The sequence below is a fragment of the uncultured Acetobacteroides sp. genome, assembly GCF_963667355.2.
Lineage (GTDB): Bacteria > Bacteroidota > Bacteroidia > Bacteroidales > ZOR0009 > Acetobacteroides.
Genome location: NZ_OY763328.2, coordinates 88,585 through 103,998, shown reverse-complemented (window position 1 = coordinate 103,998; position 15,414 = coordinate 88,585). Strand labels below are relative to the sequence as shown.

Genomic DNA, 15,414 nt, shown 5'->3' with positions numbered 1-15,414 from the left:
ACGGAAAGGGCGGCTTCGGCTGCCCTTTCCTGCGTTGGGAGGTGTGGGGCAGTGCATGAGGCTTTCGTTTACGGTTTTTTGGCTCGTGCAAGCTGCAAAGAGATAAAAGTTACTGATTTTTTATCCATGCATACGGTAAGAAGATAAAATGCATGTGCTATTATAGCCATGTATAATGTAGTATGATAAAATGCATGTGAAATTATTACCATGCTTAATGCAAGATGATGAAATGCAATTGTAATTATGGCTATGCATGTTGTAGAAGAGTAAAATGCAAGAGAAATTATATATATGCATATTGCAGAATTAAAAATAGCATGTGTATTATTTTCCATGCATATTGCATGAAGATAAAATGCATAGGTTTTTAGCTCCGTGCAGACATTCAAGAGGCAACAATGTGCAGGATTTTGGTTTGCTCACCGGATATAGATGCCTTCATGTCCGATTTCGAAGTTTTAGGCAGCCTGCAAGGATTGCCCCTTTGTGCCGGAGGGGGAGGCGCCTGCCTTAACGCGGTGTGGGCGTGCGCATAATTTCAGTATGCGGGCAGATAGTAGCATTCTTTTGCTACTTTTGCAGGTCAAAATAAAAGATGAAGCTATGAGTAACCGAGTTGCCTCCCTTTTCAATATAAAGTATCCGATAGTTCAAGGTGGAATGGTATGGTGCAGCGGCTGGCGCTTGGCCGCAGCGGTATCGGAGGCGGGCGGACTGGGCCTTATCGGGGCCGGATCGCTGCATCCCGAGATGCTGCGCGAGCACATACAGAAGGCCAAGGCGGCCACCAGCAAGCCGTTTGGCGTAAATGTGCCGCTGCTCTACCCCGAGATTGAGAAGATCATGCAGATCATCGTCGAGGAGGGGGTTAAGGTGGTCTTTACCTCGGCTGGGAACCCCAAAACCTGGACCAAGCACCTAAAGGATAACGGCATCACCGTGGTACACGTAGTGTCGAGTTCCAAGTTCGCGCGCAAGTGCGAGGAGGCGGGCGTTGATGCCGTGGTGGCCGAGGGCTTCGAGGCTGGTGGCCACAACGGACGTGAGGAGACCACCACCTTTGCGCTGATTCCGCAGGTGCGTAAGGCCACCACGCTTCCGCTTATTGCGGCAGGCGGTGTAGGGTCGGGCAGCGGCATGCTGGGCGCCATGGCGCTGGGCGCCGATGGGGTACAAATCGGAACTCTTTTTGCCCTTTCCGAGGAATCGTCGGCCCACGAGGCCTTCAAGCAGCGCTGCATCGCGCTCGAGGAGGGCGATACGATGCTTAGCCTTAAGAAGATTGGTGCAACCCGCCTTATCAAAAACGAATTCTACCAGAAGGTGGCTCAGCTGGAGGATCGCGGAGCCGCCGCCGAGGAGCTCAAGGAGCTGCTGGGCCGCGGCCGCGCCAAGAAGGGCATCTTCGAGGGCGATTTGGTGGAGGGCGAGCTCGAGATCGGGCAGATCGCCTCGATGGTAAAGGCCATTAAGCCTGTTAAACAAATCGTAGATGAGCTTGTTGCTGAGTTTAGCCAAGCACAAGCGGCCCTATCATCCATTAAATTCTAGGTTGATGATCGATTTTAAAAAGCATACGCTAGCCAACGGGCTAACGGTTATCGCGCACCGCGATGGCTCGTCGCCCTTGGCTGCCTTTAACCTGCTCTACAAGGTGGGTTCGCGCAACGAGTCGCCCGAGCGCACGGGCTTTGCCCACCTCTTCGAGCACCTGATGTTTAGCGGCTCGGCAAACGTGCCCTCGTTCGACGATCCGCTGCAGATGGCCGGCGGCGAGAACAACGCCTTTACCAACAACGACTACACCAACTACTACGAGACGCTCCCCAAGGAGAACATCGAGACGGCCTTCTGGCTGGAGTCCGACCGCATGTTCGGGCTCAACATCAACGAGCAAAGCCTCGGGGTGCAGAAGAACGTGGTGGTGGAGGAGTTCAACCAGCGCTACCTCAACCAGCCCTACGGCGACCTGTGGCTGCTGCTGCGCAAGCTCGCCTACACGGTGCACCCCTACCAGTGGCCCACCATCGGCAAGGAGACGTCGCACATCACCAACGCCACGCTCGCCGACGTGCGCGACTTTTACCAGCGCTTTTACAGCCCCAACAACGCCATCCTGAGCGTAACGGGCGATTTTGATAGCCAGTACATCTTCGACTTGGCCGAGAAGTGGTTTGGCGATCTTCCTGCCCAACCGCTCGATGGAAGCATCATTTCACAGGAGCCCAAGCAAGCCGAGGCTCGCTTCCTTGAGGTGGAGCGCGAGGTGCCCACATCGGCGCTCTACAAGGTGTACCACATGGCCGATAGGCTAGGCTGCGGGTATCATGCCACCGATATGCTGTCGGATATCCTATCGAACGGCCGTTCGTCGCGCCTCTACCGCAACCTGGTGCAGGAGCGCCGCCTGTTTACCGAGGTAAACGCCTACCTCTCGGGCGATGTCGACCCGGGGCTGTTCGTGTTCTCGGGCAAGCTCAGCGAGGGCATTTCCTTTGATGCTGCCGAAGCAGCCATTGCCGAGGAGATTGAACGGGTTACCAACGAGAAGATCTCGGAGTACGAGCTCGAAAAGGTGAAGAATAAGTACGAAGCCTCCATCGTGTTTGGCGAGACCAGCATTCTCAACAAGGCGATGAACCTGGGCTACTACCAGATGCTCGGCGATGCCGGCATGATAAACACCGAGGTGGATAGCTACCGCGCCGTCACCGCCGACGATATCGCAAAGGCAGCAGCCGCGCTGCTGCTCGAGAGCAACTCGTCGACCCTTCGTTACATCGCAAAAAAATAGGGAAACATGGTAAACAGAGCAATCCAACCCGAGTATTCGTTACCGGTCACGCTGGAGATTCCTACTCCCAACAAGTACCTCACCGCCGACCAGCGCGAGGTGCTTTGGCTGAAGATAGGCACCCAAAATATAGTACGCATTACCCTGCAGTTCCCCGCGGGCACCAAGTACCAGCAGAAGATGCTGCAGGCATCGTCCACCATGGGGCTCCTGTCCGATGGCACCAAGAACTACAGCGCCCGGGAACTTGCCGAAAAGCTCGACTTCTACGGGTCGCACATCGACTACAGCATCGACCGCGATCATGCGGTGGTGTCGGCGTTCTGCTTGGAGAAATACCTCTACCAGACCATCGAGCTGCTAACGGACATCGTGCTATACCCCAGTTTCGACGAGCACGAGTTCGAAACCTACCGTCAGAAGCGCAAGAGCACCATGGCTATCGACAAGGCAAAGGTGATGTACCAGGCGCGCGAGCAGTTTGCCGCAGCTCTATACGGAAAAGCGACCCCTTACGGTTCCTATGCCGAGCCAGAGGACTACGATGCCCTCTCGTCGGACGATTTGCGGGCATTTCATCGCGAGCGATACCTTACCCCAGGGGGCTTGCTGTTTGTGTCTGGCATGGTAACCGAGGAGATTGTCGCCAATGTAGCTCGCGAGTTCGATGCCGTTATCCGCCGTAACACTACTGATGCCCCAATAGTAAGCCTATCCGAGCTTCCAGCGCCTAGTCGCATCTTCATACAAAAGGATGATGCAGTGCAGTCCGCCATTCGCATGGGACGGGTGCTCTTCTCTCGCAACCATCCCCACTATTCGGGGATGCAGGTGCTTACCACCGTCCTCGGCGGCTACTTTGGCTCTCGCCTAATGGCCAACATTCGCGAGGATAAGGGGTATACCTATGGCATATTCTCGTCATTGGTGTCCATGCAGGAGAGCGACTACCTCACCATCTCCACCGAGGTGGGATGCGGGGTAACCAACCCAACCATCGAGGAGGTGGTAAAGGAGATGCAGCTCCTTCGTGCAGAAAAGATAGGAGAGGAGGAACTAGCGTTGGTGGTTAACTACATGGTAGGCGAAATGCTTCGCATGCTCGATGGGCCGTTCAGCATCGTCGATGCCATCCTCGACCTGTACCAGTCGGGGCTGCCCATCAGCTTCATCTCGCAGCACTTCGAAAGGATCAAGAGCATTACCTCCGACGAACTTTTGGCGCTAGCCCAAAGGTATCTCGATCCCAAGGACTACTCCGAAATAGTTGTGGGGAAGCGATAGCCCTTCATAGGCTGAATTTTTGAAGCAGGCACATTGTTGTAAACCGTTAATGGGTACAATACAGTCCCTTTTTTAGTTATATTAGGCCACTTGTTTTAAAATAGACGGATTAGACATAAGCCACCGTAGCAAATTACGGTTGTTGAAATTTTAGGTTAACGGACGATGGCAAAAGCGGAGCAGCCCCAATTATCGATACAGGAAGAGCAGGATATGGTCAACGAGCGTTTCGAAGAGATGCTCAGCAGCTGCATACGCCAAATTGACGAGAATGGTGTGGCAATGATTCGTAAGGCATTCGAGTTTGCCAACGAAGCCCACATGGGGGTGCGGCGTAAGTCCGGTGAGCCCTATATCCTACATCCCATCTCTGTAGCGCGCATCGTAGCCCACGAAATTGGGCTAGGGGCAAAGTCTATAACCTCCGCATTGCTGCACGATGTGGTAGAGGATACCGAGTTTACCATCGAGGATATTGAGCATCGGTTTGGAACCAAGATCGCCTATATGGTTGATGGGTTAACCAAGATGTCGGGGGTGTTCGACCAGAACGCCTCGCTTCAAGCCGAGAACTTTCGGAAGATGCTGCTCACCATTACTGACGACATTCGGGTTATTATCATAAAGCTGGCGGATAGGCTCCATAATATGCGGACGCTCGATTCGATGCCTCCGCATAAGCAGATGAAGATTGCCAGCGAAACCATCTACCTCTTTGCCCCGTTAGCCCATCGCCTAGGGCTTTATGCCATCAAGTCGGAGTTAGAAGATTTAAGCCTAAAGTACCGCTTCCCCGAGGCGTACGATAGGATTCTTAAGAAGATTGAGGAGACTGAGGCCAACCGACACGAGCTAATACAGCAGTTTACTCACCCAATTCTAGAAAAACTGCAGGAAAGCAACATCGTGTTTGAGTTGAGCAGCCGGATGAAGTCGATCTACTCCATCTGGAGAAAGATGCAGGTGAAAAAAGTATCCTTCGAGGAGATCTACGACCTCTTTGCCATTCGAATAGTTTTCGAACCATCACCAGGAATACCCGAGCGCGCACAATGCTGGCACATTTACTCCATAATTACCGAAATATACAAGCCAAAACCAGATAGACTTCGCGACTGGGTAAGTACTCCCAAAGCAAATGGCTATGAGGCTTTGCACTGTACAGTAATGGGACCTCTTGGTACATGGGTAGAAGTGCAAATTCGGTCTGAGCGCATGAACGATATTGCCGAGCGCGGCTTTGCTGCCCACTGGAAGTATAAGTCCGGTGATCAAACTGCTGCTGAGAGGGAGTCGGAAATTGATAAGTGGATACGTCGTATTCGCGAGCTGCTCGAAGACCCTAAAAGCGATGCAATAGAGTTCTTGGAGGATTTTAAACTTAACCTTTTTGGAGCCGAAATTGTGCTGTTTACCCCTAAAGGGATGGAGAAGGTCATGCCCCAAGGTGCAACCGCGCTTGATTTTGCCTACGAGATTCACTCGGAGATTGGCAATCACTCAATAGGGGCGAAGGTGAACCACAAATTGGTGCCGCTTAACCATATCCTTAATAGCGGGGATCAGGTGGAGATACTTACCGCGAATAACCAAAAACCACAGAGCGAATGGCTCAACTTTGTGACTACCGCAAAGGCAAAATCGTACATCAAAAGTGCGATGAAGTCCGAAGTGAAGAATCGAATAGCAAAAGGTAAAGAGATTCTTGCCAGCCGCCTACAGGAATTGGGGCTTACCCCAAATTCACGAGTTCTGAATAAGCTGCTTCCTGCCTATAAGATGCAATCGAAGGAGGAATTTTACAGTAAGATTGGTGCCGGTATCATTAATATCGATGATTTTAAGAATATCCTAAAGCAAAACAAGCCCAACCGCTTTGTCCGCTACTGGAATATTACCTTTGGTGGATTAGTTCATATTAATACCAATTCAAATCGAGATTTTGAGGAAGAGGAGAAGCCTAGCGTCGATATTAAGAAGCCATTCATGCTTGAGGAAAATGTGGTGGATAATACGGCGACACTCTCCTATGTTCGTTCTGAATGTTGTAGACCTATTCCTGGTGATGACGTAATCGGCTACCTCGACGAGGACGATAATGTAGTAATTCACAAGAAAGGGTGTCCTGAAGCAATTCGCCTTTCGGCACAGCACGGCGATAGAATTGTGAATGCAAAATGGTCGGTGCACAAGCTGATGTCCTTCCTTAGCCGAATTGAAGTTCGTGGAATAGATAGAATAGGAATCATAAGCGACATTGCAGGGCTTATTTCAGACCAACTCAACGTTAATATGCGCCGATTTACCATCGAAAGCCACGATGGCATATTCGAAGGGTATATTGACCTATATGTTCATAGTAGAACCGACCTGAATAACCTTATTCTAGGTCTTATGAAGATAAAAGGCATAGACTCCATCAATCGTGTAGAAAAGGTGGAGGAATAGCCTTTAATCATCTGCTTACGTAAGGAGATAGGTGTTTGTCTACACATCCCTTGTTAACTTGTTGGTCTTCTTCTTCGGATAATTCATCAATTTTAGTTTGATTTATAATAAATCTAAATAAATTTGCAAAGCCGTTTTGAATAAAAGATTGAGCTATGGTTTGCATCGATTCCCGCGATACCGTTAAGAAAATTTTTACCGACTACCTTGAGAAACGAGGACACCGTAAAACTCCTGAACGATTTGCTATTCTTGAAGAGATTTACTCCCGCGAAGGTCACTTCGATGTAGAAACTCTCTACATCTACATGAAAAATAAGAACTATCGAGTAAGCCGTGCTACGCTTTACAACACCATAGAACTTCTTCTGGAATGTGGATTGGTTACCAAGCACCAGTTTGGAAAGAACTTGGCTCAATTCGAAAAGGCATTCGAGTGTAGCCAGCACGATCACCTAATCTGCCTAGAGTGTGGTGATGTTATCGAGTTTTGTGATCCCCGGATACAGGAGATTAAGGATACTGCCGGTAGGCTGATGGACTTTAAGATTGCCTACCATTCACTCTACTTCTACGGTATCTGCAATAAATGTAAAAGCAAAAAGCCCGAGGAGCAATAGCAGGCTGCTTGTGTTTCGTGATGCCCATTAGATAAGCGACATCTAGCACCTCATCGCTTTACAAAGCATAAATATTAGGGGAACTGATTCTGTCAGTTTCCCTTTGTTGCATAATATAGAATTCATAATGATTAACATAGGACGGTTGCATAATTTTATACCTTTACGAACTGTAAAAAAAGAGCAACTGCGACCCGCACTACTTTGCACCCCTTGTGTTTGGTATTGCGGGTTGTATATGAACAATATAATTTAATGCTTCTTCCGATGAAAGTAGATGTTGTTTTAGGTCTTCAATGGGGAGACGAAGGGAAAGGTAAGGTGGTTGACGTGCTTACTCCGAAATACGAGGTTATTGCACGCTTTCAGGGGGGGCCAAATGCTGGTCACTCGCTTGAATTTAACGATTCAAAGTTTGTTCTTCACACCATCCCTTCCGGTATATTCCACGACACCATCAACCTCATTGGCAATGGCGTTGTTATTGACCCAGTAATTCTCTCGGAAGAGATTAAGCAGATCGAAGAGTTCGGCGCTGATCTTACCAAGAAGCTTGTCATTTCGAAAAGAGCGCATTTAATACTTCCTACCCACCGTATACTTGATGCTGCCTCGGAAGCATCAAAAGGTAAAACCAAAATTGGTTCGACTCTTAAAGGTATTGGGCCAACTTACATGGATAAAACTGGTCGTAATGGCCTTCGTGTAGGCGATGTTATCTCGCCATCTTTCATGCAAAAGTACGAGGCGCTAAAGCAAAAGCATATGGACATGCTTAAGCATTACGATTTCCAGTACGATGTTGCAGAATACGAGCAGAAGTGGTTCGAAGGTATTGAGAACCTTAAGCGATTTAAGTTCATAGAAAGCGAGCATGAGATTAACAAGTACCTTACGGAGGAGAAGTCGATTCTTGCCGAAGGTGCTCAGGGATCGCTTCTCGATATAGAGTTTGGCTCTTACCCATTTGTAACCTCTTCGAATACCATTTGTGCTGGTGCTTGTACCGGATTGGGTCTTGCTCCTTCGCGTATTGGTAACGTTTACGGAATATTTAAGGCATACTGCACCCGCGTAGGTAGCGGTCCGTTCCCTACCGAACTCGACGATGAGGTGGGTGAGGAGATTCGCCGTATTGGCCGCGAGTTTGGCGCAACAACAGGTCGTCCTCGCCGTACAGGTTGGCTAGATTTGGTTGCCCTAAAGTATGCGGTAATGCTTAACGGTGTTACTGGCTTTATTATGACTAAGGCGGATATCCTCGATACCTTCGACACCATTAAGGTGGCTGTTGCCTATAAGGTAAACGGCGAGGTTATCGATTATCTACCCTACGATATTGAGGCAAAAATTGAGCCTGTTTACAAGGAATTCAAGGGATGGAAAAAAGACATCTCGAAGTGCAAAGCTTACGATGAACTACCTGCTGAACTAAAGGACTACATCAAGTACATCGAAACCGAAACTGGTGTACCTATTCAGGTGGTATCGGTTGGCCCAGATCGCGAGGCAACCATCGTTCGTTCGCTGTAGATATTTCTTTTCTTTCTGCTATATACAAACCGCCATTCAGCAATGAATGGCGGTTTTTTTACGTTTGCTTAGTTCCTGCTACAGCAAGATTCAAATAAAAAAGGCACCCCGAAATGGAATGCCTTTAAAATATTGTAGATTTCCCTATTTCTTAATGTTAGGAAGTTCGAGTCCATAACCCTTTTTAGCATCTTCGCGCTTAAGCATGAAAGCAAGAACAACTGCAAGCACACCGAAACTGGCGAATGTAAGCATTGGAAGCGTGTAGTTGTAGGTTGTAAGGGTTATTCCATTAATAACTCTTGTACCTGTAATACAGTAGGTGTTAAGTATCCACCCAATTAGAGCAGGAACACCCATTAGACCAATATTCTGAACCCAGAAAATAAGAGCGTATGCGGTACCAAGTTGATTTTCTGGGATAATTTTAGGAACGGAAGGCCACATAGCAGATGGAACAAGCGCGAAGCCAATACCCAAAATAATGGTAAGAACAATAGCAAATAGCCAACTGTTGAAGAATGGAATAGCAAATAAAAGGTGTACCATCACTAGTATTAACGATCCAAGAATCATGATGGAAGCGCCTTTGCCTTTTCGGTCGTATAGGTTACCAAAAAGAGGGGTGAGGATAATGGTTCCAAATGGAAGCATCGAAGGGATGGCTCCTGCAAGATTTGGATTAATATCAAACTTCTGAACCATCAAATCAGCAGCATACTTTAGGAATGGGAATACTGCAGAGTAAAACAGTAGGCAAAGAAGCGCGATCAGCCACCAACCTTTGTTTCCAAGAATGCTAAATATGTCGCTAATTTTAAACGATTCTTCCTCTTCCTCTACTACATTGTTTTGAATCCCAACGGCGGTAATGGATGCTTCGAGTTTCCTATCCATAAAGGTGTAAACGATGAAGGAAATCAAGCCGATTATTACCATGACCACTCCAAAAAGAACGGGTTTCGAGACGTTATTAAAGGAATTCGCAATTGGAAGCGCGGTGCCTAGCGCAAGACCAGTACCAATACGTGCAACCGCCATCTCGAGGCCCATTGCAAGCGCCATTTCTTTTCCCATAAACCACTTTACGATGGTTTTTGAAACGGTGATACCCGCTATTTCGATACCTACTCCAAAAATGGCGTACCCCAGACCTGCCATTAGAACTTGGGCATTGACGTCCCAAACGATGACTTTCCAAACCTGTCCGTCGAGAGCGTGGGTGGATATTGCCCAGTATTTAATGCATACGCCAATAAACATGATGGCGGCGGCCATTAATCCTGTAAATCGAACGCCCATTTTGTCTAGTATTATACCTCCAAAAATGAGCATCAGTAGGAATACGTTAAACCATCCGTAGGCGCTAGTAAACACACCGTAGTCCACGCTATTCCAGTGGAGTTGTCCCTCGAGCAGTCCTTTAAGCGGAGCCATTACGTCGGTTACGAAATAGCCGCAGAACATCAAGAAGGCTACAAGCCCTAGGGCTGTCCATCTTGCCGCTTTAGAATCAGAAAGGACTTTGTGAATTTTTTCTGTCATGTAGCAGTTAATTTTTGTTTGTCGCAAAACTAAACAAAATGGGCTAACGTGATTCGAAAAGTGAAAGAATTTTAAAAAAAAGAGTGACGAAAAGCTAAGCGATTCTTGAAACCACCTTTTCGCCGACTATTTCGACCATGCCCGTGTCGATCATCCAGCTTAGGACGGTGGCTACCTTTTCGGGGGGGAACTTTACGGATTCGGTAATGGTACTGGGTAGGGCACCGCTGTTGCCAATGGCCTTGAGAATGTCACCCTTGATGGTGTCCTGCTCGTGGCGGGCCATCTCCAACTCGGTTTTTTCGAGGCACACGTCGCACACGCCGCAGGGCTTGTGGCTCTGCTCGCCGAAGTAGGCCAGCAGCTGCTGGTTGCGGCACTGGGGGGCGTTGCAGTAGTCGAGCATGGCGTTGAGCCGCTGCTGGTAGCGCTCCTTGCGCAGGCGGTAGTTCTCGGGCGAGAAGCGGATATTCCTGTCGTCGAGGCGCTCCTCGGTGAAGATGATCAGCGGCGTTTTCTTTCGGGGGATGTAGTTGATGACGCCCGCCTTGGTGAGCTGCTTGAGCAGTTCGTACACCACCTGGACGTTCACCCCCGATATCTTGGCCAGGTATCCCTCATCGATATTCGCGTAGCTGGAGAAGAGGCCGGTGTAGGTGCGCAGCAGCAGCTTGGTGATGGCGTCGAGCTCCTGGCGCGACACCTGCACCTTGTACAGATCCTCGCGCGATACGGTGAACATGGCCCTGGAGGGGTTGTCGAGCTCGTCGGTAACCTCCAGGTAACCCTCGCTCTTGAGCAGCTGGGTGGCGTTGTACACCGACAGGGTGCTCATGCGGTAGTGGGTGCAGAACTCCATCAGGTTGAAGTCGTACACCTGCCCCTTGCCGCCGCCGTAGGGGATGTTGTAGAACGAGTAGAGCGCATGGTACACCCGCCGCAGCTCGTCGATGGGCGGGAACGACTTCTCGAGCCTGTCCCTAGCCTGCACCTCGTCGGCCTGGCTGAAGAGCATCACGGCGTAGGCCTTCTTCAGGTCGCGCCCGCCGCGGCCCGCCTCCTGGAAGTAGGCCTCCACGCAGTCGGGCACATCGAGGTGCACCACAAAGCGCACGTCGGGCTTGTCGATGCCCATGCCAAAGGCGTTGGTGGCCACAATCACGCGGATCTGGTTCTTGATCCAGCGGTCCTGCTTCAGGTTGCGCATCTCGGTGGATAGCCCCGCGTGGTAGAAGTCGGCCGAGATGCCCGCCTTGGCCAGCATGGTGGCAATCTCCTTGGTCTTGTTCCGGTTTCGGACGTACACCACGCCCGACCCCTTCACGCTGCTGGCGATTTTGACCAGCTGCTGCTCCTTGTCGTCGCAGCGGCGCACCACGTAGGCCAGGTTGGGGCGCTCGAAGCTCGACTGGAAGCGCCGCTCGTTCTTAAAGCTCAGCTTTAGGCAGATGTCGTCGGCCACCTCGGGCGTGGCGGTGGCCGTAACGGCCAGGATGGACACGTCGGGCAGGTGCTCGCGCAGCTTGGCGATCTCGAGGTAAGAGGGGCGGAAGTCGTAGCCCCACTGCGAGATGCAGTGCGACTCGTCGACGGCCACCATGCTGATGGTCATCTTCTGCAGCCGCTCCAGGAAGAGGTCGGTGCCCAGCCGCTCGGGCGAGAGGTAGAGGAACTTCACCGAGCCGTAGGCCACGTTGTCCAGCGCGATGTCAATTTCGCGGCGGGTAAGCCCCGAGTGGATGGCCATGGCGCTGATCCCCTTCTTTTTTAGGTTCTCCACCTGGTCCTTCATCAGCGCGATGAGCGGCGACACCACCAGGCAGGTGCCCCCCTTGGCCAGCGCCGGCACCTGAAAGGTGATGGACTTCCCGCCGCCGGTGGGCATCAGCGCAAGCGTGTCGTGCCCCTCGAACACCGATTGGATGATGTCGAGCTGCAGCGGCCTGAAGCTGCTGTAGCCGTAGTACTTCTTAAGTATTTGGTGGAAGATGTCCATATATCCCGTTTGCGGTTGCCATCAGCAAAGATAACCGAAATGTTGGGAATGGGAATTCTTCGGTGGGCGATCGACGCTTCGTACTGATCCCAGTACGCGTTCCTGCAGCGTGCATGGCGTCGTACTGATCCCAGTACGGGTTCCTGCAGTGTGCATGGAGGCGTACTGATCTCAGTACGGGTTCCTGCAGCGTGCATGGCGTCGTACTGATTCCAGTACGGGTTCCTGCAGTGTGCATGGCGTCGTACTGATTCCAGTACGGGTTCCTGCAGTATGCATGGAGTCGTACTGATCTCAGTACGGGTTGCATGGAGCCATGCAGCGTTGAGCGCCGATTCCTTTGGGCTACATGATGCTGTTGAGCCACCGTATCGGCTGCCAACTAGCCTTAAAGGGTACCATTAAAGAATGTCAATCTTGCCGGGCGTAGGCCGCCTGTGAGCAGAAAAAGGCTACTTTTGCTCAATTTTATAAAAAACACTCCTGATGTCGTTCATTAATGATAAGCTTGTAGCCGAAGGGTTAACCTTCGATGATGTTCTTTTAGTACCAGCCTATTCTGAAGTGCTGCCCCGCAACGTCGACATTTCCACCCGCTTTACCCGTAACATCAAGCTGAATGCACCCATCGTATCGGCTGCCATGGATACCGTAACCGAGGCCGAGCTGGCCATAGCCATCGCTCGCGAGGGAGGTATCGGGGTAATCCACAAGAATATGTCCATCGAGAAGCAGGCCGCAGAGGTTCGTAAGGTTAAGCGTGCAGAAAACGGCATGATCTACGACCCCATCACCCTGCACCACTCCGGATCGGTGGGCGATGCGCTTGGCCTGATGAAGGAGAATAAGATCGGCGGAATCCCGGTTGTCGACGACCGCAGCGCTCTTGTGGGCATTGTCACCAACCGCGACCTGCGCTTTCAGGAGGATCTGAGCCGCCCCGTTCGCGAGGTGATGACTTCGGATAACATCATCACCACGATGTCTACCGAGATCGAAACCGCCACCGAGCTGCTCAAGAAGAATAAGATCGAGAAGCTGCCCGTTGTTGATAAGGATAACAAGCTGGTTGGCCTGCTCACCTTTAAGGATATCACCAAGATTAAGGATAACCCTAACGCCTGCAAGGATGTTAAGGGCCGCCTACGGGTTGCCGCCGGCGTAGGCGTTACCGCCGACTCGATGGTGCGCATCAAGGCGCTTGTCGATGCGGGCGTCGATGCCATCGTTATCGACACCGCGCACGGCCACTCCAAGGGCGTTATCGACCTTCTGAAGCTGGTCAAGAAGGCTTACCCCGCCCTCGACGTGGTTATCGGCAACATCGCCACCGGCGATGCCGCCCGCATGCTGGTTGATGCCGGAGCCGATGCCGTAAAGGTGGGCATCGGGCCAGGCTCCATCTGCACCACCCGCGTAATTGCCGGCGTGGGCGTACCCCAGCTCGAGGCCGTTTGGGATGTGTACAACGCCATAAAGGGCACCGGTGTTCCCATTATTGCCGATGGCGGCATCCGCTACTCGGGCGATGTGGTTAAGGCGCTGGCTGCTGGTGCCGATACCATCATGGCCGGATCGCTATTTGCTGGGGTAGAGGAGTCTCCTGGCGAAACCATTATCTTCAACGGACGTAAGTTTAAGTCGTATCGCGGCATGGGTTCGCTCGATGCTATGCAGCAGGGCTCTAAGGACCGCTACTTCCAGGATGTGGAAGACGACATCAAGAAGCTGGTTCCCGAAGGTATCGTTGCACGTGTTGCATATAAAGGTAATCTTGCCGAGGTTTACTACCAGATGATTGGCGGCCTACGTGCCGGGATGGGCTACTGCGGAGCACCAACCATCACCGCGCTTAAGAATGCTAAGTTCATCCGCATCACATCTTCAGGAATGAACGAGAGCCACCCGCACGACGTGCAGATTACCAGCGAAGCACCAAACTACAGCCGATAGAGCCGTAGGTCTTACCATATAACCGAGCCACGCTACCCGCTAGCGTGGCTCGGCTTTTTATGTATGCGAGATGATACTTTGGATTTCCATATAACAAACGGTTAAAGAATAGCGGCCTAGCCTACAATCAAGGCTGCTTTTCCCCTCCTTGGGAGGGGCAGGTGTGGGGTTTGCTGATGATGTCAAAGGCGTTAATGGAAACGTTGGTGTCGCATGGTGGCCGCTGAGCCTATGTGCGAAAGCGGCCTCACCTCTCCCGAAACGGCTATTTTTTTTCAAATCCGCTAATAAAATGGCGATGCCATCCGTTATCTATAGTAATAAAATCGGCTATTTACCTATTTTTGTAGGCTGTCAGCAAAACTGGCAAAAGGATGATGAGAAAAGGACTGTACTTACTTGTGCTTATGGTTGGAGCATCGGCCTGTTCCTTTTTTAGGGACGCCCAGGACGAGCCTATCGCGGAGGCGTTTGGGAAAAAGCTCTACATATCGGATGTAAAAAACATATTTCCCGAAGGGGTGAAGCCCTCCGACAGCCTTGCTATACTTAAGGGGTACATCGATAGCTGGACTCGTAAGCAAATCCTGCTGAACCTCGCCGAGGATAACCTATCAAGCTCCGATAAGGATGTGGAGCAGGAACTCGACGACTACCGAAGCACCCTGCTGATCAACCGCTACGAGCAGCAGTTCCTAAACCAAAAGCTCGACACCAACGTCTCGAAGGAGGAAATCCAGAAGGTGTACAGCGCCAACTCGCAAAGCTTTGTCCTCACCGCCTCCATTGTAAAGGCGCTTTACATTAAGATAAAGACCACCTCACCCTACCTCGATAAGATCCGATCGCTATACAAGGGCAGCGGCGAGTCGTCGATGAAGGAGCTGGAGAGCATTGGGCGTCAGGCTGCCGAAAACTTTGACTACTTTAACGATAAATGGGTCTTCTTTAATGAAATATTGAGCGAGCTGCCAACAAAACCCGCAAATGCGGATGAATTCTTGGTAAAAAATCCCAACTTTGAGCAGCACGACAACGCCTATACCTACTTTGTATCGGTAAGGCAGTATAAGCTCAAAGGTTCGCTCTCGCCTTTCGACTACGAAATGGAGAACATCAAAAGCGTAATCCTCAATAAGCGTCGTCAGGAACTCATTGAGGGCTTGGAAAAGGGCGTTTTCGAGAATGCAAAGCGCCAAAAAAAGGTGAAAGTTTACGTTGATAATAAATAAATTCTA

General features: G+C 50.7%; 10 protein-coding genes. 8 read left to right on the top strand and 2 right to left on the bottom strand.

All coding sequences use genetic code 11. The annotated features are described in order from the left end of the window. The first annotated feature begins 606 nt into the window (after positions 1 to 606). The 6 genes from ACHZA1_RS00500 to ACHZA1_RS00475 all read left to right on the top strand — a co-directional run bounded on the left by ACHZA1_RS00500 (position 607) and on the right by ACHZA1_RS00475 (position 8,682). On the top strand, positions 607 to 1,554 hold the full coding sequence (locus tag ACHZA1_RS00500; protein WP_394701046.1) for an NAD(P)H-dependent flavin oxidoreductase: 948 nt from the start codon (positions 607 to 609) through the stop codon (positions 1,552 to 1,554). A gap of 4 nt (positions 1,555 to 1,558) precedes the next feature. After that, positions 1,559 to 2,797, top strand: coding sequence for a pitrilysin family protein (locus ACHZA1_RS00495; RefSeq protein ID WP_320053277.1), 1,239 nt, complete (start codon positions 1,559 to 1,561; stop codon positions 2,795 to 2,797). Between the two features lie 6 nt (positions 2,798 to 2,803). Next, complete coding sequence (locus ACHZA1_RS00490) at positions 2,804 to 4,081, top strand: pitrilysin family protein (protein ID WP_320053276.1); 1,278 nt, start codon at positions 2,804 to 2,806, stop codon at positions 4,079 to 4,081. 165 nt (positions 4,082 to 4,246) lie between these two features. After that, the gene (locus tag ACHZA1_RS00485; protein ID WP_320053275.1) at positions 4,247 to 6,529 is read left to right on the top strand and encodes a RelA/SpoT family protein; all 2,283 of its coding nucleotides are present in this window, start codon (positions 4,247 to 4,249) and stop codon (positions 6,527 to 6,529) included. A 155-nt stretch (positions 6,530 to 6,684) separates the two neighbouring features. Further along, positions 6,685 to 7,149, top strand: coding sequence for a transcriptional repressor (locus ACHZA1_RS00480; protein ID WP_320053274.1), 465 nt, complete (start codon positions 6,685 to 6,687; stop codon positions 7,147 to 7,149). 267 nt (positions 7,150 to 7,416) lie between these two features. Further along, positions 7,417 to 8,682, top strand: coding sequence for an adenylosuccinate synthase (locus ACHZA1_RS00475; protein ID WP_320053273.1), 1,266 nt, complete (start codon positions 7,417 to 7,419; stop codon positions 8,680 to 8,682). 144 nt (positions 8,683 to 8,826) lie between these two features. Here ACHZA1_RS00475 and ACHZA1_RS00470 read toward each other — a convergent pair whose 3' ends face one another. Beyond that, positions 8,827 to 10,227: an MFS transporter gene (locus tag ACHZA1_RS00470; RefSeq protein WP_320053272.1), complete on the bottom strand. Its 1,401-nt coding sequence runs from the start codon at positions 10,225 to 10,227 to the stop codon at positions 8,827 to 8,829. A gap of 94 nt (positions 10,228 to 10,321) precedes the next feature. Next, entirely contained in the window at positions 10,322 to 12,223 is a 1,902-nt protein-coding gene (locus tag ACHZA1_RS00465) for an ATP-dependent DNA helicase RecQ (protein ID WP_320053271.1), read from the bottom strand. 486 nt (positions 12,224 to 12,709) lie between these two features. Here ACHZA1_RS00465 and guaB point away from each other — a divergent pair, with 486 nt between their 5' ends. Both guaB and ACHZA1_RS00455 read left to right on the top strand, forming a co-directional pair. Further along, positions 12,710 to 14,176 (top strand): IMP dehydrogenase, encoded by a 1,467-nt coding sequence (gene guaB, locus ACHZA1_RS00460; RefSeq protein ID WP_320053270.1) that lies wholly within the window; start codon positions 12,710 to 12,712, stop codon positions 14,174 to 14,176. A gap of 374 nt (positions 14,177 to 14,550) precedes the next feature. Continuing rightward, on the top strand, positions 14,551 to 15,408 hold the full coding sequence (locus ACHZA1_RS00455) for a hypothetical protein (protein WP_320053269.1): 858 nt from the start codon (positions 14,551 to 14,553) through the stop codon (positions 15,406 to 15,408). The last annotated feature ends 6 nt before the right edge of the window (positions 15,409 to 15,414 follow it).